Source organism: Acidimicrobiales bacterium (genome assembly GCA_036399815.1).
Taxonomy (GTDB): domain Bacteria; phylum Actinomycetota; class Acidimicrobiia; order Acidimicrobiales; family DASWMK01; genus DASWMK01.
In genome coordinates, this window is record DASWMK010000146.1 from 1 (window position 1) to 17,037 (window position 17,037).

General features: G+C 76.8%; 19 protein-coding genes. 13 read left to right on the forward strand and 6 right to left on the reverse strand.

The window, feature by feature from the left end:
* A partial coding sequence (locus tag VGB14_10375; GenBank protein ID HEX9993322.1) for a septum formation initiator family protein occupies nt 1-409 on the forward strand: 409 nt, incomplete at its 5' end.
* 32 nt (nt 410-441) lie between these two features.
* On the forward strand, nt 442-2,688 hold the full coding sequence (locus tag VGB14_10380; GenBank protein ID HEX9993323.1) for a xanthine dehydrogenase family protein molybdopterin-binding subunit: 2,247 nt from the start codon (nt 442-444) through the stop codon (nt 2,686-2,688).
* Here the strand turns inward: VGB14_10380 and VGB14_10385 are convergent.
* Entirely contained in the window at nt 2,667-2,894 is a 228-nt protein-coding gene (locus VGB14_10385) for a hypothetical protein (protein ID HEX9993324.1), read from the reverse strand. The two genes, VGB14_10380 and VGB14_10385, sit on opposite strands and share 22 nt — an antisense overlap.
* 17 nt (nt 2,895-2,911) lie before the next feature.
* Here VGB14_10385 and VGB14_10390 point away from each other — a divergent pair, with 17 nt between their 5' ends.
* Together VGB14_10390 and VGB14_10395 are read left to right on the forward strand one after the other, a co-directional pair.
* Nucleotides 2,912-3,400: a pyridoxamine 5'-phosphate oxidase family protein gene (locus VGB14_10390; protein ID HEX9993325.1), complete on the forward strand. Its 489-nt coding sequence runs from the start codon at nt 2,912-2,914 to the stop codon at nt 3,398-3,400.
* Nucleotides 3,397-3,918 (forward strand): carbonic anhydrase, encoded by a 522-nt coding sequence (locus VGB14_10395; protein ID HEX9993326.1) that lies wholly within the window; start codon nt 3,397-3,399, stop codon nt 3,916-3,918. Before VGB14_10390 ends, VGB14_10395 begins: the two co-directional genes overlap by 4 nt.
* Here VGB14_10395 and VGB14_10400 read toward each other — a convergent pair.
* The 5 genes from VGB14_10400 to VGB14_10420 form a co-directional block, all read right to left on the reverse strand.
* Nucleotides 3,892-4,842, reverse strand: a complete 951-nt coding sequence (locus VGB14_10400) for a hypothetical protein (protein ID HEX9993327.1) — start codon at nt 4,840-4,842, stop codon at nt 3,892-3,894. The genes VGB14_10395 and VGB14_10400 overlap by 27 nt on opposite strands.
* A 77-nt stretch (nt 4,843-4,919) precedes the next feature.
* Nucleotides 4,920-5,648, reverse strand: coding sequence for a uroporphyrinogen-III C-methyltransferase (cobA, locus tag VGB14_10405; protein HEX9993328.1), 729 nt, complete (start codon nt 5,646-5,648; stop codon nt 4,920-4,922).
* A complete protein-coding gene (locus tag VGB14_10410) occupies nt 5,645-6,418 on the reverse strand; it encodes a bifunctional precorrin-2 dehydrogenase/sirohydrochlorin ferrochelatase (protein ID HEX9993329.1) in 774 nt (257 codons plus the stop codon). The genes cobA and VGB14_10410 overlap by 4 nt, the downstream gene beginning before the upstream one ends.
* Nucleotides 6,419-6,452: 34 nt before the next feature.
* On the reverse strand, nt 6,453-7,148 hold the full coding sequence (locus VGB14_10415) for a phosphoadenylyl-sulfate reductase (protein HEX9993330.1): 696 nt from the start codon (nt 7,146-7,148) through the stop codon (nt 6,453-6,455).
* Nucleotides 7,145-8,815: an NADPH-dependent assimilatory sulfite reductase hemoprotein subunit gene (locus VGB14_10420; protein ID HEX9993331.1), complete on the reverse strand. Its 1,671-nt coding sequence runs from the start codon at nt 8,813-8,815 to the stop codon at nt 7,145-7,147. Before VGB14_10420 ends, VGB14_10415 begins: the two co-directional genes overlap by 4 nt.
* 118 nt (nt 8,816-8,933) lie before the next feature.
* Here VGB14_10420 and VGB14_10425 point away from each other — a divergent pair, with 118 nt between their 5' ends.
* From VGB14_10425 to VGB14_10465, 9 genes are all read left to right on the forward strand, one after another.
* Entirely contained in the window at nt 8,934-9,437 is a 504-nt protein-coding gene (locus tag VGB14_10425; GenBank protein ID HEX9993332.1) for a (2Fe-2S)-binding protein, read from the forward strand.
* Nucleotides 9,434-11,848 carry a xanthine dehydrogenase family protein molybdopterin-binding subunit gene (locus VGB14_10430; protein ID HEX9993333.1) on the forward strand — a complete coding sequence of 805 codons (2,415 nt, stop codon included), beginning with the start codon at nt 9,434-9,436 and terminating at the stop codon, nt 11,846-11,848. The genes VGB14_10425 and VGB14_10430 overlap by 4 nt, the downstream gene beginning before the upstream one ends.
* Nucleotides 11,845-12,666 carry a xanthine dehydrogenase family protein subunit M gene (locus VGB14_10435; GenBank protein HEX9993334.1) on the forward strand — a complete coding sequence of 274 codons (822 nt, stop codon included), beginning with the start codon at nt 11,845-11,847 and terminating at the stop codon, nt 12,664-12,666. The genes VGB14_10430 and VGB14_10435 overlap by 4 nt, the downstream gene beginning before the upstream one ends.
* Nucleotides 12,663-13,562 carry a MoxR family ATPase gene (locus VGB14_10440; protein ID HEX9993335.1) on the forward strand — a complete coding sequence of 300 codons (900 nt, stop codon included), beginning with the start codon at nt 12,663-12,665 and terminating at the stop codon, nt 13,560-13,562. The genes VGB14_10435 and VGB14_10440 overlap by 4 nt, the downstream gene beginning before the upstream one ends.
* On the forward strand, nt 13,552-14,724 hold the full coding sequence (locus VGB14_10445) for a VWA domain-containing protein (protein ID HEX9993336.1): 1,173 nt from the start codon (nt 13,552-13,554) through the stop codon (nt 14,722-14,724). The genes VGB14_10440 and VGB14_10445 overlap by 11 nt, the downstream gene beginning before the upstream one ends.
* Nucleotides 14,721-15,038, forward strand: coding sequence for an XdhC family protein (locus VGB14_10450; GenBank protein ID HEX9993337.1), 318 nt, complete (start codon nt 14,721-14,723; stop codon nt 15,036-15,038). The genes VGB14_10445 and VGB14_10450 overlap by 4 nt, the downstream gene beginning before the upstream one ends.
* Nucleotides 15,039-15,824, forward strand: coding sequence for an XdhC/CoxI family protein (locus VGB14_10455; protein ID HEX9993338.1), 786 nt, complete (start codon nt 15,039-15,041; stop codon nt 15,822-15,824).
* A complete protein-coding gene (locus tag VGB14_10460; GenBank protein HEX9993339.1) occupies nt 15,821-16,378 on the forward strand; it encodes an NTP transferase domain-containing protein in 558 nt (185 codons plus the stop codon). The genes VGB14_10455 and VGB14_10460 overlap by 4 nt, the downstream gene beginning before the upstream one ends.
* A partial coding sequence (locus VGB14_10465; GenBank protein HEX9993340.1) for an SRPBCC family protein occupies nt 16,369-17,037 on the forward strand: 669 nt, incomplete at its 3' end. The genes VGB14_10460 and VGB14_10465, both read left to right, overlap by 10 nt.

Sequence of the window (17,037 nt, forward strand, 5' to 3'; positions counted from 1 at the left end):
GCCGCGGCGGCGGGCCCGGTCGCGCAGCCGCGTCCGCCAGGCCGTGTGGGGGCTGGTCGTGTCGGTGGCGCTGGTCGGCGCCCTGTTCGGCTTCGTGTTCCCGACGAGGACCTACCTGGCCCAGCGGGCGGCCGCCGACCAGGCGAGGGAGCGCCTGGCGGTGCTCACGGCCGGGAACGAGGCGCTCGAGCGGCGGGTCGAGGAGCTGAGGACCCCCGAGGAGATCGAGGCCGTGGCCCGCCGGGACTACGGCCTCGTCCGCCCCGGCGAGGAGGCCTACGCCATCCTCCCGCCCCCGCCGCCGGCCGTGCACCTCCCCGACGCCTGGCCGTTCGGGCGCCTCGCCGACCGCCTGTCGCCGGCGACGACCGCGCCCCCCGCCCCGCCGACCACCGTCCCGGCCCCCTAGTCGCGCCCCGGTAGGGTCGGCCCGTGAGCGTCATGGGCACCAGGGTCGAGCGTCGCGAGGACCCCCGATTCCTCCGCGGCGAGGCCGCCTACCTGGCCGACCTCGACCACCCGCTGCTGTCCGGGGCGGCCACCGTCGCGTTCGTCCGCTCGACGGCGGCCCACGCCCGCATCGCCGGCGTGGACGTCGACGAGGCCAGGGCGGCGCCGGGGGTGCTGGCCGTCGTGACGGCGGCCGACGTCGACCTGCCGGTGCCGCCGGGCCGGCCCAAGGCGCCGATGGCCCGGCCCTGGCTGGCCACCGGGACGGTGCGGTTCGTCGGCGAGCCCGTCGTGGCCATCGTGGCCGAGGACGCCACGGCCGCGGCCGACGCCGCCGACCTCGTCGTCGTCGACTACGACCCGCTGCCCGTCGTCGTCGACCCCGTCGAGGCCGCCACCGACACGGTCCTCCTGTTCCCCGAGGCCGGCACCAACCTCGCCATCGATGGCCGGCCCCGCCCCGACGACGACCTGTTCGAGGGGTGCGACGTCGTCGTCCGCTTCCGCACCGTGAACCAGCGGGTGGCGCCGGTCCCGCTGGAGGGCCGGGCCGCCGCCGCCGCGTGGGACGGCGGGCGCCTCGTCCACTTCTCCTCCACCCAGGCCGCCCACTTCATGAAGAGCGACCTCGTGGAGCGCTACGGCCTCGACGAGTCGCAGGTGCGGGTGGTCGCCCCCGACGTCGGCGGCGGGTTCGGGGCGAAGATCAGCGGCTCCCCCGACGAGCTGCTGCTCCCGTGGCTGGCCCGGCTGGTCGGCCGGCCGGTGCGCTGGGTCGAGGGCCGCTCGGAGAACCTCGTCGCCATGGGCCACGGCCGGGCCCAGGTGCAGGACGTGGCCATCGGCGGCCGGCGGGACGGCACGATCCTCGCCTACCGGCTGGACGTGCTCCAGGACGCGGGCGCCTACCCGGACGTCGGCACGTTCCTCCCGTCGCTGACCCGCATGATGGCGAGCGGGGTCTACGCCATCCCGAAGGTGTGGTTCCGGTCCCGCAGCGTCGTCACCAACACCACCCCGATCGTCGCCTACCGCGGCGCCGGGCGGCCGGAGGCGACGGCGGCCATCGAGCGGGCCGTCGACCGGTTCGCGGCCGAGATCGGCGCCGACCCGGTCGACGTGCGGCGCCGCAACCTCGTGCGCCCCGAGGCGTTCCCGTTCACGACGCCGACGGGGACGACCTACGACAACGGCGAGTACGAGCGGGCCCTCGACCTCGCCCTCGACGCCGCCGGGTACGACAAGCTGCGGGCCGAGCAGGCCGACCGGCGGGCGGCGGGGGACCCGGTGGCGCTCGGCATCGGGGTCGCCGCCTACGTCGAGGTCACGGCCGGCCCGAGCGCCGGCGAGGAGTACGGCCGGGTGGAGGTGGCCCCGGACGGCGCCGTCAGCGTGCACACCGGCGTCTCGCCCCACGGGCAGGGCCACGCCACCGCCTTCGCCATGATCGCCGCCGACGAGCTGGGCGTCGACCTCGACGCCCTCGAGGTCCGCTGGGGCGACACCGACGACGTGCCGAGGGGCGGGGGCACGATGGGGTCCCGGTCGCTCCAGCTCGGCGGGTCCGCCGTCCGCCAGGCGGCCGTGGAGCTGGTCGACCTGGCGCGGGCCAGGGCCGCCGACCTGCTCGAGGCCAGCGTGGAGGACGTCGTCCTCGACCGCGAGGCCGGCCGCTTCCACGTGGCCGGCACCCCGGCCAGGGCGGTCGGCTGGTCCGACGTGGCCGCCGGCGGCGGGCTGGAGGCGGCGGCCGACTTCAAGGCGCCCCAGCCGACGTTCCCGTTCGGCGTCCACGTCGCCGTCGTCGAGGTCGACACCGAGACCGGCCGGGTGGAGCTGCTGCGGCTGGTGGCGGTGGACGACGCCGGGCGCATCCTCAACCCGCTGCTGGTCGAGGGCCAGCGCCACGGCGGGATCGCCCAGGGCGCGGCCCAGGCCCTGCTCGAGGAGGTCCGCTACGACGCCGACGGCAACCCGCTGACCGCCAACCTGGCCGACTACGGCATGCCGACCGCCGTCGAGCTGCCGAGCTTCGAGCTCGTCCCCATGGAGACGCCCACGCCGGTCAACCCGCTCGGCGCCAAGGGGATCGGCGAGTCGGGCACGATCGGGGCCACCCCGGCGATCCAGTCGGCCGTGATCGACGCCCTCTCCCACCTCGGCGTCACCCACGTCGACCTCCCCGCCACCGCCGAGCGGGTGTGGCGGGCGATCGGTCAGGCCTCGACCCAGCGGTAGACCTGGCCGTCCCGCAGCTCGTGGGACAGGGGCGGGGCGGCCGGCGGGCGGTCGTCGAGCAGGGCGAGCACGTTCGTGCGGCCCGTCACCGTGCGGCCGTCGGCCGTCGTCCACCGCAGGTACGGGTGCAGGAGCAGCCGGAGGCGGTCCCGGTCGCCCTTGGCCACGGCGTCGAGCAACTCGCCTGGCGCCCGGTCCTCCTCCACCGCGCCACGATAGGAGGATGCCCCCCGCCCCCCGTGCCGAGCAGCTGACCCTGCCGCCGGGCTACGGCACGCCGTCCCGCCTGCTCGACTGGGACGCCGTCGCCGCCCGCCTGGCCGACGCCCGCCACTACTGGCTGGCCACCGTCCGCCCCGACGGCCGCCCGCACGTCGTCCCCTTCGACGGCCTGTGGCTCGACGGCCGCTGGTGGTTCGGCGGCAGCCCGACGTCGGTGCGGCACCGCAACCTGCTCGCCGACCCCCGGGCCGCCGTCCACCTGGAGGACGCCGTGTCGGCCGTGATCGTCGAGGGCACCTGCGAGCTGGTGCGGCCGTCCGAGGAGCTGGCCGAGCGGCTGGCCGCCGCGTCCCGGGAGAAGTACGGGCACGCCGTGCCGGCCTCGGTCTACCTCGGCGGCGTGTGGGCGCTGGTTCCGGCCAGGGTGCTGGCCTGGACCGACCTCGGCGCCGACGCCACCCGGTTCCGCTTCGAGGCGGCGGCCGCGTGAGCGGGATCGACGGCCTGCTGGCCGCCAACGAGGCGTACGCGGCGACCCCGCCGACCGTGACCGAGGCCCGCCCCGCCCGCGGGATCGCCGTCGTCACCTGCATGGACGCCCGCATCGACGCGCTCGCCGTCCTCGGGCTCGACCTCGGCGACGCGCACGTGATCCGCAACGCCGGCGGCCGGGTCACCGACGACGTGCTGCGCAGCCTCGCCCTGTCCACCCACGTGCTCGGCGTCGACACGGTCGTCGTCATCCAGCACACGAGGTGCGGCCTGGCCGGGGTGACCGACGAGGAGCTGCGCCGGCTGACCGGCGCCGACCTCGCCTTCCTGCCGATCGACGACCACGCCGCGGCGCTCCGGGAGGACGTGGCGCGGCTCGCCCAGACCCCGTTCCTCGGCGGCGTGCGGGCGATCGGCGGGCTGCTCTACGACGTGGACACCGGCCGCCTCGCCGACGTCGTCCGCCACGAGCCCGGCCCGGGCGAGGGGTCAGCGGAAGGCGGGGTAGGCGGGTAGCGCGGCGGCGGACGGCCAGCGGGCGACGATCGCCTCCCGGAGCCGGGCGGCCAGGGCGGCCAGCGCCGGCAGGCGGTCGGCCTCGGCCTCGACGGCGCGCAGCCGGGCGACCACGTACTGGCGACCGTCGCAGGGCGTGCGCCCGGCCGGGCCGACCGGCGCGCCGGCGACCACGAAGCGCCGGAAGGCGCCGGCCGTCAGCACCGTGAACGACACGGCCGCCGGCCCGATCGTGGCCGAGAAGGCCTCGGGCGACGGCGGGTCGAGGGCGGCCAGCAGCTCGGCCTCCATCGACGCCAGGGTGGCCGGCGGCAGGGCGGCGACGCACCAGCACGTGCAGAACGGGGCCCGGCCGTAGGCCGCCTCCAGGGCGGCGTGGCGCCAGCCGGCGCCCTCGAAGTCGAAGAAGCGGACCGAGTCGACGGCGACCCGGTTGTTGTCCGGGCACGTGTCGCCGGGGCCGAAGGCCAGCCACGGCGACGGCGCCGACAGCGTCGAGGCCAGGCGGGCGACGTCGTCGTCCACGCCGGGCGGGACGGCCACGCCGAGGTCGCCGGCCAGCGCCGCAAGCTCGGCCGGTCCCGAACCGAACGCCACCGGCTCGGGCGGCGCCCCGGGCCGCAGGGTGGCGGCCAGCAGGCGCCCGAGGCCGCCGGCCCAGGCGTGGACGCCCCGCTCGGCCGCCGCCCGGTCGTCGCCCAGCAGCAGGTCGGCCAGCGACGGGCCGGGGCCGAGGTCCTCGGTGACGACCACGCCGCCGCCCGCGGCGACGAGGGCCGGCCGGAGGGCGGGAGGCAGGAGGCGGAGGGCCTCGACCTCGTTGGCGAGGGCGGCCGGGTCGGCGGCCCGCTTGGCCACGACCGTGCCGCCGCCGACCCGCAGCCGGGCGACGGTGGACCGGCCGTGGGAGGGCAGGCGGGCCACGAGCGTCGCCGGCGCCCCGACCAGCTCGGAGACCGCGGCGGCGAGGCCGCCATCAGCGCTCGCCGGCGTGCCCCGGGTCAGCCACGGGCGGCGGCGAGCGGGGCCAGGGCGCCGAGGTCGAGGGCGGCGACGGCGCCGACGACGATGGCGCTCGGGGCCTCGACCGGTGCCGCGCCCAGCTCGTCGAGGCGGCACCGCAGCACCTCCTGGTCGGGCCGGGTGCCCCAGCGGACGGCGGCCACCGGCGTGGCCGGGTCCATCCCCGCCGCCACCAGCCGGTCGGCGATGGCCCCCCTCGTCGCCACCCCCATCAGGACGACGACCGTACCGCCCAGGCGGGCGACGGCGTCCCAGTCGGTCGCCCCGTCGCCGGCCCGGTGGCCGGTGACCACGGTGACGGCCGCCGACAGGCCCCGGTGGGTCACCGGGATGCCCGCCGCCGCCGGCGCGGCGAACGCCGACGTCACGCCGGGCACCACCGTGAAGGGCACGCCGGCCCGGGCCAGGGCCAGCGCCTCCTCGCCGCCCCGGCCGAACAGGAACGGGTCGCCGCCCTTCAGGCGCACGACCTCCCGGCCCGACCGGCCGAGGTCGACCAGCAGCCCGTCGATGGCGTCCTGGGGGACCGCCCGGCCGCCGGGCGCCTTGCCCACGTCGACCAGCTCGGCGCCGGGGCGGGCCAGCGCCGTCGCCAGGGCGGCCAGCCGGTCGTGGACGACGACGTCGGCCGCCGCGAGCAAGCGAGCGGCCCGGACGGTGAGCAGGTCGGGGTCGCCGGGGCCGGCCCCGACCAGGTGGACGGTCACGACACGCCCGCCAGCCCGCCGCCCGGCTCCGGCGCCGCACCGCCCCCGGCCGCCCCGGCCAGGCCGTCGACCAGCGCGGGATCGGCCTCGGCTCGGGCCACGCCGGCCAGGCCGCCGGCCGGCGCCGCACCGGCCTCGGCCCGGGCAGCGCCGGTGAGCCCCCCGATCGGCGCCGGACCGGCCTCGGCGGTGCGCGGACCGCCCTCGGCCCGGGCGACGCCGGCCAGGCGGTCGATCAGCGCCGGCCAGTCGAGCCCCTCGCTCGTGCCGACGGCGGCCCGCAGCTCGGCCCTCGCCGCGGCCAGCGCCGCGGCCAGGGCCTCGACGTCGGCGGGCAGGGCGGCGGCCAGCCGGTCCCGCAACCAGGCGGCCAGCGCCGGCGCGGTGCCGTCGGTCGCCACCGCCACCGTCACCGGCCCCCGCCGGGCGACGGCGGGCAGGGTGAACGAGCACCGGCCCGGGTCGTCGGCGCTGTTGGCCCACACGCCGGCGGCCTCGGCGTCGTCGAACACGGCCTGGTCCACCTCGGGGTCGCCGGTGGCGGTGACGACCAGCCGGTAGCCGGCGGCCTCGCCCCGCCGGTAGGCCCGGCGCTCGACGGCCACGCCCAGCGCCTCGACGGCGGGCACGACGGCCGGCGCCACGACGGTCACGACCGCCCCGCAGGCCACCAGCCCGGCCGCCTTGCGGGCCGCGACCGGCCCGCCCCCGACGACCAGGCACGGCCGCCCGTCGACCACGAGGCCGACCGGGTAGAGCGCCGGCGTCACCGACGGCCCCGCGCCGCCGATGCCACGGCCCCGCTCACGGGAAGTGCAGCCCGCACTCGACCTTGCCGGTCCCGGCCCAGCGGCCCGACCGGGGGTCGCCGTCGACCGGCCGGCGGGTGCACGGCCAGCACCCCACCGACGGGTAGCCCTGCCCGACCAGCGGGTTGACCGGCACGTCCCGGCGCAGCACGTAGCCCTGCACGTCGGCGTCGGACCAGGCGGCCAGCGGCGCCAGCTTCACGAGGCCCCGCCGGTCCCTGGCCACGTAGGGGGTCGCCGCCCTGGTCGCCCCGTCGGCCCGGCGCAGGCCGGTGGCCCACGCCTCCCGGCCGGCCAGCACCCGCTCGAGCGGGGCCACCTTCCGGCGGGCGCAGCAGGCGTCCGGGTCGGTGCGCCACAGGTCGTCGGCCGGCAGGCCGCTGCCGACGATCCGCAGCGCCGGCCGGTAGCGGCGGAGCACGTGGTGGACCGTCTCCCACGTCTCGTCGAAGTGGTAGTCGGTGTCGACGAACACGACCTCGACCGACGGGTCGACCCTGGTGGCGAGGTCGACCATCACGGCGTCGGTCATCGACGACGTGACGCACAGGGCGTCGCCGAACGCCTCGACCCCCCACGAAAGGACGGCCAGCGCCACCTCCTCGGGGCCCGCCCCGGAGGCGGCCAGGTCCTCGAAGGCCGACGACCGGGCGGCCAGGTCGGCGTCGGACAGCCGCACGCCCGCGGTCACGCCGGCACCGATTCGCGCTCGGCCGACGCCAGCGGCTCGCCCAGCGCGGCGCGGTGGCAGAAGTCGCCGATCCCCTCGCCGGGCTGGCGCTCGTCCCGCCAGCGCTCGACGACCGGGCGCAGCGCCGGTCCGAGGTCGGCGAGGGGGACGCCGGTGGCGAGGCGGCGGGCCAGGCGCTCGCCGCCGGTCGACCCGCCGACCCACACGTCGTACCTCGTCTTCGTCCGGCCGACGACGCCGATCTCGGCCGTGTAGGGGCGGGCGCAGCCGTTGGGGCAGCCGGTCACGTGGACCCGCACCGCCTGCCCGGCCTCGCCCGCCGCGGCCAGCTCGGCCTCGACGGCCTCGACCACGCCGGGCAGCACCCGCTCGGCCTCGGCCAGGGCCTGCCCGCAGGTCGGCAGGGCCGGGCAGGCGACGGCCAGGCGCCGCACCGGCGGCAGCTCCTCCGCGAGGGGCACGCCGTGGGCGCGCAGCACCGCCTCGACGGCCCGGCGGTCCCGGCCGGCGACCCCGCACAGCAGCACGTCCTGGCGGGGGGTGAGCCGCACCTCGGGCGCATACCGGGTGACCGCCTCGCGCAGCGCGTCCCGGACCGGGCCGTGCACCCGCCCGCTGTCGACGTGGACGCCGAGGAACCAGCGCCCGTCGGCCTGCCCGTGCCAGCCGAGGTGCTCGTCGGCGCCCGTCCATGGCGGGAGGGGCGGGGCGTCGGCCAACGCCGTGCCGGCGGGCAGCCGCTCCTCGACGGCCCGCCGGAACCAGGCCTCGCCCCGCTCGGCCAGCACGTACTTCAGCCGGGCCCGGTGCCGGTCCTCCCGGTTGCCGTGGTCGCGGTGGACGGCGACGACGGCCTCGACCACGTCCTCGACGGCCCCGCCGTCGCACCAGCCGAGCGGGGTGGCCAGGCGGGGGAACGTGTCCTCCTCCCTGGCGTGGCTCATCCCGAGCCCGCCCCCGACGAGGACGACGAACCCGCCGTCGACCGGCACCAGCCCGACGTCCTGGCTGTAGACGTCGATGCAGTTGTCGCCCGGCCAGGCGACGCCGACCTTGAACTTTCTCGGCAGGTAGGCGTCGCCGTAGAACGGCTCCTCGGCGGCCGGCGCCTCGGCCGTCACCGCCCGCTCGCCGTCCACCCACACCTCGAACCAGGCGCCGGTGCGGGGCCGGAAGCGGGCGGCCAGCCGGCGGGCCAGGGCGAGCAGGTCGTCCTGGCGGCGGTCGTCGAGGGGGGCGGGGCAGCAGGCGACGTTGCGGACGACGTCGCCGCAGGCCCCGAGCGTGGTGACGAGGTGGCGGTGGAGGGCGCCGAGCAGCGGCCGCAGGTCGCCCTTGCCGACGCCGTGCCACTGGACGCCCTGGCGGGTCGTGACCCGGAGGGCGCCGCCGCCGACCTCGCCGGCCAGGTCGTCCATGGCCAGCCACTGCCCGGCCGAGAGGGCCCCGCCGGGCACGCTGGCCCTGACCATGAACCGGTAGGCCGGGCCCTCGCCGGAGCGGGTCCGCTCCCGGCGCCGGTCCCGGTCGTCCTGCTGGTAGATGCCGTGGAACTTGAGGAGGAGGGCGGCGTCGCCGGAGAAGTGGTCGGTGCCGTCGCCCACCTGGTCGGCGAGCGGGCCCCTGAGGTGCCGGCTGGTCCGCTTGACGTCCTCGGGGACACCCATGGGTGCACCCTAGCGAATACCCGAGTAAGTGGATCAGGTTTTGTAGATTTCGCCGCCACACGGTCCCGCCAGGACGCGACAAGATGGCCGCCTCACCCAACCGAGAGGAGGTGGTCACGTGCGGGTGGCCATGACCGTCAACGGAGTGCGCCAGGAGCACGACGTCGAGCCCCGGCTGCTCCTGGTCCACTACCTGCGCGAGGTCGTCGGCCTGACCGGGACCAACGTCGGGTGCGACACGACGTCGTGCGGGGCGTGCACGGTCCTGCTCGGCGGCCAGTCGGTCAAGTCGTGCACGGTGCTCGCCGTGCAGGCCGACGGCGAGGAGATCACCACGATCGAGGGGCTGGCCACCGACGGGCAGCTCCACCCGATGCAGGAGGCGTTCCGCCAGCACCACGGCCTCCAGTGCGGGTTCTGCACGCCGGGCATGGTCATGGCGGCCGTGTCCCTCGTGGAGGAGCACCCCGACCTGGACGAGGCGACCGTGCGGGAGGGCCTCGAGGGCAACCTCTGCCGCTGCACCGGCTACCACAACATCGTCAAGGCGGTCCTCGCCGCGGCCGGCGCCGGCAGCACCGCCGGCCCGGGCGAGCAGGACGGCGGGGGAGGTCCGGCATGAGCGTCCTCGGCACCCGCCTGGTCCGCAAGGAGGACCCCGAGCTCCTCACCGGCGAGGCCCGCTACGTCGACGACCTGACCGTCCCCGGCGCGCTGTGGCTCGGCCTCGTCCGCAGCCCCCACGCCCACGCCCGCATCACGAACGTCGACACGTCGGCCGCCGCCACCATGCCCGGCGTGCGCCACGTGTTCACCGGCGCCGACCTGGCCGACGCCTGGGCCGCCCCGATGCCCTGCGCCTGGCCGGTGACCGCCGACATGAAGGCGCCCGAGCACCACCCGGTGGCGGGGGACAAGGCGTGCTACGTGGGGGACATCGTCGCCGTCGTCGTCGCCGACTCCCGCTACGCGGCGCGGGACGCCACCGAGGCCGTCGACGTCACCTACGAGGAGCTGCCGGCCGTCGTCGACCTGGAGGACGCGAAGAGCGACCGGGTCGTGATCCACGACGCCCTCGGCACCAACACCAGCTACGTGTGGGAGCTCACCCCGGATGCGGCGGCCGTCGACCAGGCCTTCGCCGACGCCCGCTACCGGGTGTCGGAGACCTACCTCCAGCAGCGGCTGATCCCCGCCGCCATGGAGCCGCGCGGCGTGGCCGTCGTCCCCCAGCCCCACGGCGGCGAGTTCACGATCTACTCGGCCACCCAGATCCCCCACATCCTGAAGGTCATGCTCGGCATCACCGTCGGGCTGCCCGAGCAGAAGCTGCGGGTGATCGCCCCCTCGGTGGGCGGCGGGTTCGGCTCCAAGCTGAACGTCTACGCCGAGGAGGTGCTCGCCCTCGCCCTCGCCAAGAAGCTGGGCAAGCCCATCCGCTGGACCGAGGACCGCACCGAGAACGCGCAGGCCACCATCCAGGGCCGGGGCCAGATCCAGCACATCGAGCTGGCCGCCGACGAGAACGGCAAGGTCACCGCCGTGCGGGCCGACCTCGTCGCCGACATGGGCGCCTACCTCCAGCTGGTCACGCCGGGCATCCCGCTGCTCGGCGCGTTCCTCTACCACGGCGTCTACGACGTGCCCAACTACTCGTTCCGGTGCACGTCGGTGTTCACCACGAAGACGCCGACCGACGCCTACCGGGGCGCCGGACGGCCGGAGGCGACCTACGCCATCGAGCGGGCCATGGACGCGCTCGCCCGCGAGGTCGGCGTGGACGCGGCCGAGATCCGGCGCCGCAACTACATCGCGCCCGACAAGTTCCCCTACGAGTCGGCCGCCGGCCTCGTGTTCGACAGCGGCAACTACGAGCCCACCCTCGACCGGGCCCTCGAGCTCGTCGGCGTCGAGCAGCTGCGCCAGGATCAGGAGCGGCGGCGGGCCGACGGCTCGTCGAAGCAGCTGGGGGTCGGCATCTCGACCTACGTGGAGATGTGCGGCCTGGCGCCGTCGCGGGTGCTGGCGTCGCTCAACTACTCGGCCGGCGGCTGGGAGTCGGCCACCGTCCGCCTCCTGCCCACCGGGGTCGTCCAGGTCGTCACCGGCACCACCCCGCACGGCCAGGGGCACGAGACGTCGTGGTCGATGATCGTGGCCGACCGGTTCGGGTGCAGCCCCGACGACGTCGAGGTGCTCCACTCGGACACCGCCATCACCCCGCTCGGCATGGACACCTACGGGTCCCGGTCGCTCGCCGTCGGCGGCACCGCCGTCGCCATGGCCGCCGACAAGGTGCTCGACAAGGCGAAGGCCATCGCCGCCCACCAGCTCGAGGCGGCCGAGGAGGACCTCGAGTTCACCGACGGCCAGTTCCGGGTGCGGGGCACGCCCGACCGGTCCATGGCCCTCGGGGCCGTCGCCTTCGAGGCGTTCACCGCCCACAACCTGCCGGAGGGGGTCGAGCCCAACCTGGAGTCCCAGGTCACCTTCGACCCGCCCAACTTCGTGTTCCCGTTCGGCACCCACGTGGCCGTCGTCGAGGTCGACACCGAGACCGGCGCCGTGGAGCTGCTCGACTACGCGGCCGTCGACGACTGCGGCAACCAGGTCAACCCGCTGATCGTCGAGGGCCAGATCCACGGCGGCATCGTCCAAGGGATCGCCCAGGCCCTGTACGAGGAGGCCGTGTACGACGAGGACGGGCTGCTCCGCAACCCGACCCTCGCCGACTACCTCGTGCCGACCGCCGCCGAGTTCCCCGGCTTCAAGCTCGACCACACGGTCACGCCGAGCCCCACCAACGTGCTCGGGGTGAAGGGCATCGGCGAGGCCGGCACCATCGCCTCCACCCCCGCCGTCATGAACGCCATCGTCGACGCGCTCACGCCCTACGGCGTCACCGACATCCCGATGCCGGCGGCGCCCATGCGGGTGTGGGCCGCCATCCACGGGCGGGAGGCGCGCGAGGAGGCCACCGACGACACCGCGTTCCGGCCCTCGGGGTCCGGGGGAGGGATTCCGACGTCATGATCCCCGCAGCGTTCGACTACGTCAGGGCCGTCTCGGTCGACGAGGCGCTGTCGCTGCTGGCCGAGCACGGCGACGACGCCAAGGTGCTCGCCGGCGGCCACTCGCTGCTCCCGCTGATGAAGCTGCGGCTGGCCACGCCGGCCGTGCTCGTCGACGTCGGCCGGCTCGACGACCTCCGCTACATCCGCGACGCCGGCGACCACGTCGCCATCGGCGCCCTCACCCGGCACCACGACGTCGAGTTCTCGGACCTCCTGAAGGAGCAGGTGCCGCTCCTGCCGGCGGCCACGGCCAAGGTCGGCGACCCGCAGGTGCGGCACCGGGGGACGATCGGCGGCTCGATCGCCCACGGCGACCCGGCCTCCGACCACCCGGCCGTGCTGATGGCCCTGCGGGCGACGCTCGTGGCCAGGGGCCCGCAGGGGGAGCGGACGATCCCGGTGGACGAGTTCTTCACCGGGTTCCTCGAGACCGCGCTCGCCCCCGACGAGCTCCTCACCGAGATCCGGGTGCCGAAGCTGCCGGGCGCGCCGTGGAGCTTCCAGAAGTTCAACCGCCGGGCGCAGGACTGGGCCATCGTCGGCGTCGCCGCCGTGAAGGACGGCGATGTCGGCGTGGGCCTCGTCAACATGGGCTCGACGCCGCTGCGGGCCGCCGCGGTCGAGGAGGCGGTGCGCTCGGGCGCGGCGGCCGCCGACGCCGCCCAGCGGGCCGACGAGGGCACCGAGCCGCCGGCCGACCTGAACGCCTCGACCGAGTACCGCCGCCACCTGGCGAAGGTCCTCGTCCGCCGCGCCCTCGAGGAGGTCGGCGGCTGAACGTCGACGACGTTCGGGCCGCGCTCGCCGAGCACGGGTACCTCGCCGACGAGGGCCTCGCCACCGCCGTCTTCCTCGCCCTGCGCCTCCGCCGCCCCCTCCTGCTGGAGGGGGAGGCGGGCGTGGGGAAGACCGAGGTCGCCAAGGTGCTGTCCCGGTGGACGGGCGGCGAGCTCCTGCGCCTCCAGTGCTACGAGGGCATCGACGTCGGCCAGGCCGTCTACGAGTGGGACTACTCCCGCCAGCTGCTGCACCTGCGGGCCGCCGAGGCCGCGGGGGTGGCCGCCGGCGAGGGGACGGAGCGGCTGGAGGACGAGCTGTACTCGGAGCGGTTCCTCGTCCGCCGGCCGCTCCTGCGGGCGCTGACGGCCGGGGACGGCCCGCCGCCGGTGCTGCTGATCGACGAGGTCGACCGGGCCGACGACGAGTTCGAGGCGTTCCTGCTCGAGATCCTCTCGGACTACGCGGTCACGGTGCCCGAGCTCGGCACGTTCCACGCCGACGTGCCGCCCGTCGTCGTCATCACCTCGAACCGCACGCGGGACGTGCACGACGCGCTCAAGCGGCGGTGCCTGTACCACTGGGTGGAGCACCCGTCCTTCGAGCGGGAGGTCGCCATCGTGCGCCTGCGGGCACCCGAGGTGCCCGAGCGGCTGGCCCGCCAGGTGGCGGGGGCCGTCGAGCAGGTGCGGGCGCTCGGCCTCTACAAGCCGCCCGGGGTGGCCGAGACCATCGACTGGGCCGTCGCCCTCGCCGCCCTCGGGCGCACGGAGCTGGACGAGGCGTCGGTCGGCGCGACCCTCGGCACCCTGCTGAAGTACCGCGAGGACCAGGAGCGGCTGGCCACGCGGGGGGTGGGCGACCTGGTCAGGGCGGCCGTCCTCCGTGGCGCCTGAGCCGGGCCCGCCGGCTTCGCCGGGGCCGGTCCCGACCGTCCTCGGCGTCCCCGACCCGGCCCGGCTGGCGGTGGGCTTCGGCCGGGCCCTGCGGGGGGCGGGGCTCGACGTGCCGGCCGGCAACGTCGTCGTGTTCGTCGAGGCCCTGGACGCCGTCGGCATGACGAGCCGGTCGCCCGTGTACTGGGCCGGCCGGGCCACGCTCGTCCACCGGCCCGAGGACCGGCCCGTCTACGACCGGGTCTTCGCCGCCTTCTGGCAGGGCTGGCGGCCGCCCACCGTCGACGACCGGCGCACCGAGCACGTCACCCTCGCCCTCGACGTGGACGACGAGGGCGACGAGGCCGCCGAGGGCGCGGACGACGACGACCGGGACCCGGGCGACGTGCTGGCCGTGCGCTGGAGCCCCGTCGAGGTGCTGCGGCACAAGGACTTCGCCGCCTGCTCCCCGGCCGAGCTGGACGAGGCCAGGCGGCTGATGGCCGAGATCCGGCTGGCCGGCGCCCTGCGCCGCTCCCGCCGCCAGCGGCGCTCCAAGCGGGACCGGGGGCGGCCCGACCTGCGCCGCACCGTGCAGGCCGCGCTGCGGGCCGGCGGCGAGCCGATGCGGCGGCGGGCCCTCGAGTCGGCCACCCGGCCCCGGCGGGTGGTGCTGCTGTGCGACGTGAGCGGGTCGATGGAGCCCTACGCCAGGGCCCTGCTGCGCTTCGCCCACGCCGCCGTCGCCGGCCGCACCAGGGTCGAGGCGTTCGCGCTCGGCACCCGCCTCACCCGCCTGACCCGGGAGCTGTCCAACCGGGACCCGGACGCCGCCCTCGGCCGGGCCGGCGCCGCCGTCGCCGACTGGGCCGGCGGCACCCGCCTCGGCGAGGGGCTGCGGGAGTTCAACGACCGCTGGGGGGTGCGGGGCATGGCCAGGGGCGCGGTCGTCGTGGTCCTGTCCGACGGCTGGGACCGGGGTGAGCCCGAGGTGCTCGGCGAGCAGATGGCCCGCCTGCACCGGGTCGCCCACCGGGTCGTCTGGGTGAACCCGCTCAAGGCGACCCCTGGGTACGCTCCGCTGGCGAGGGGCATGGCCGCCGCCCTGCCCCACGTCGACGAGTTCGTCGAGGGCCACTCCGTCGCCGCCCTCGAGCACCTCGCGGAGGTCATCGCACGATGAGGGAGATCCTGGACGACCTGGAGCGCTGGCGGTCGGCCGGCAAGCGGGTGGCCGTGGCCCGGGTGGTCGACGTCGAGGGGTCCGGCCCCCGGCTGCCCGGCGCGGCGATGGCGGTGAGCGAGGACGGGGAGGTGGCCGGGTCCGTGTCCGGCGGCTGCGTCGAGGGCGCGGTGGTCACCGAGGCGCTCGCCATCCTCGCCGGCGAGGCCGAGCGGCGGGTCATCACGTTCGGGTTCAGCGACGACGAGGCGTTCGCCGTCGGGCTCACCTGCGGCGGGACGGTCCACCTCTACGTCGAGCCCCTCGACTGGTAAGTGGGACTCTTCGAGACCCTGTCGGCCGCGCTGCGCGAGGAGCAGCCGGTCGCGCTGGTGACCGTGATCGACGGCCCCGACGTCGGGTCGAAGCTGCTCGTCCGGCCCGGCCACGACCCGATGGGGTCGCTCGGCGACGAGGACCTCGACCGGGTCGTCGCCCGGGACGCGCTGGGCGAGCTGGCCGCCGGCACCAGCGGGGTCCGCCACTACGGGCCGCACGGCGAGGCCCGCCAGCAGGACGTCGCCGTGTTCTTCGAGTCGTTCGCGCCGCCGCCCCACATGCTGATCTTCGGCGCCGTCGACTTCACGGCCGCGCTGGCGAAGGTGGCGAAGGTGCTCGGCTACCGGGTGACGGTGTGCGACGCCCGGCCCGTGTTCGCCACCCGCCGCCGCTTCCCGATGGCCGACGAGGTCGTCGTGGACTGGCCCCAGCGCCTGCTCGAGAAGGTCGGCCCGACGCTCGGCCCCCGCGACGCCGTCTGCGTGCTGACCCACGACCACAAGTTCGACGTGCCCGCCATCGTCGCCGCGCTCGACACCGGGGTCGGCTACCTCGGGGCCATGGGGTCGCGGCGGACCCACGCCGACCGGGTCGAGCGCCTGCGGGCCGAGGGGGTGGGCGACGACGGCCTGGCCCGGGTCATGGCGCCAATCGGGCTCGACATCGGGGCGAGGACGCCGGAGGAGACGGCCGTGTCGATCTGCGCGGAGATGATCGCCCTGCGGACCGGCCGGCCGGCGCCGTCGCTGCGGACGACGTCGGGCCCGATCCACCGGGAGTGACGACCGCCGCCGTCGTGCTCGCGGCCGGCGCCGGCACCCGCTTCGCCGGCCCCGTCCACAAGCTGCTGGCTGACGCCGGCGGGCGGCCGGTGGTCGCCCGGGCGGTGGCGGCCGCGGTCGGCGCCGGCCTGGACGAGGTCGTCGTCGTCACCGGGGCGGCCGACCTGTCGGCCGTGCTGCCGGCCGGCGTGCGGGTGGTGCACAACCCCCGCTGGGCCGACGGGATGGCGACGTCGCTGGCCGCCGGCGTGGCCGCCGCCGCCGACGCCGGGCACGACGCCGTCGTCGTCGGCCTCGGCGACCAGCCGGGGGTGACGGCCGACGCGTGGCGGGCGGTGGCCGCCGCGCACGCGCCGATCGCGGTCGCCACCTACGGCGGGCGGCGGGGCCACCCGGTCCGCCTCGCCGCGGCCACGTGGGCCGCGCTGCCGGCCGCCGGGGACCAGGGGGCGAGGGCGCTCATGGCGTCCGGGGCCTTCCCGGTCGAGGAGGTACCGTGCCGGGGCGACGCGCAGGACGTCGACACCGTGGAGGACCTCCGGGCATGGAGCTGACCAACGAGTTCACCGTCGGGGTGCCGGTCGAGCAGGCGTGGTCGGTCCTGACCGACGTCGAGCGCATCGCCCCCTGCATGCCCGGCGCCCAGCTCCAGGAGATCGAGGGCGAGGAGTACCGCGGCATCGTCAAGGTCAAGGTCGGGCCGATCACCGCCCAGTACAAGGGGGCGGCCACCTTCCTCGAGAAGGACGACACCGACCACCGGGCCGTGCTGCGGGCCGAGGGCCGGGAGACGAGGGGCCAGGGCAACGCCTCGGCCACGATCACGGCCACGCTCGAGCCCGACGGCGACGGCACCCACGTCAGCGTCGTCACCGACCTCACCGTGACCGGCCGGGTGGCCCAGTTCGGCCGGGGCGTGCTGGCCGACGTGAGCGCCAAGCTCCTCAACCAGTTCGTCGCCTGCCTGGAGACGACCGTCCTCGGCAGCGACGGCGACGCCGCCGCCGGGGCCGAGGCCGGCGCTCCCGAGGCGGGGCAGGCCGCGGTCGCCCCGGCCGAGGAAGCCGTCGCCGCCCCGCCCGCCGCCGGCGCCGCGCCGTCCGGGACGAGCAGCTCGCGTGGGGGCGAGTCCGCCGGTGCGGGCGCGCCGCCCGAGGCGACGACCGCGGCGAGCGCGTCGGGCGCAGGCGAGCCCGCGGGTGGGGGCGCGCCG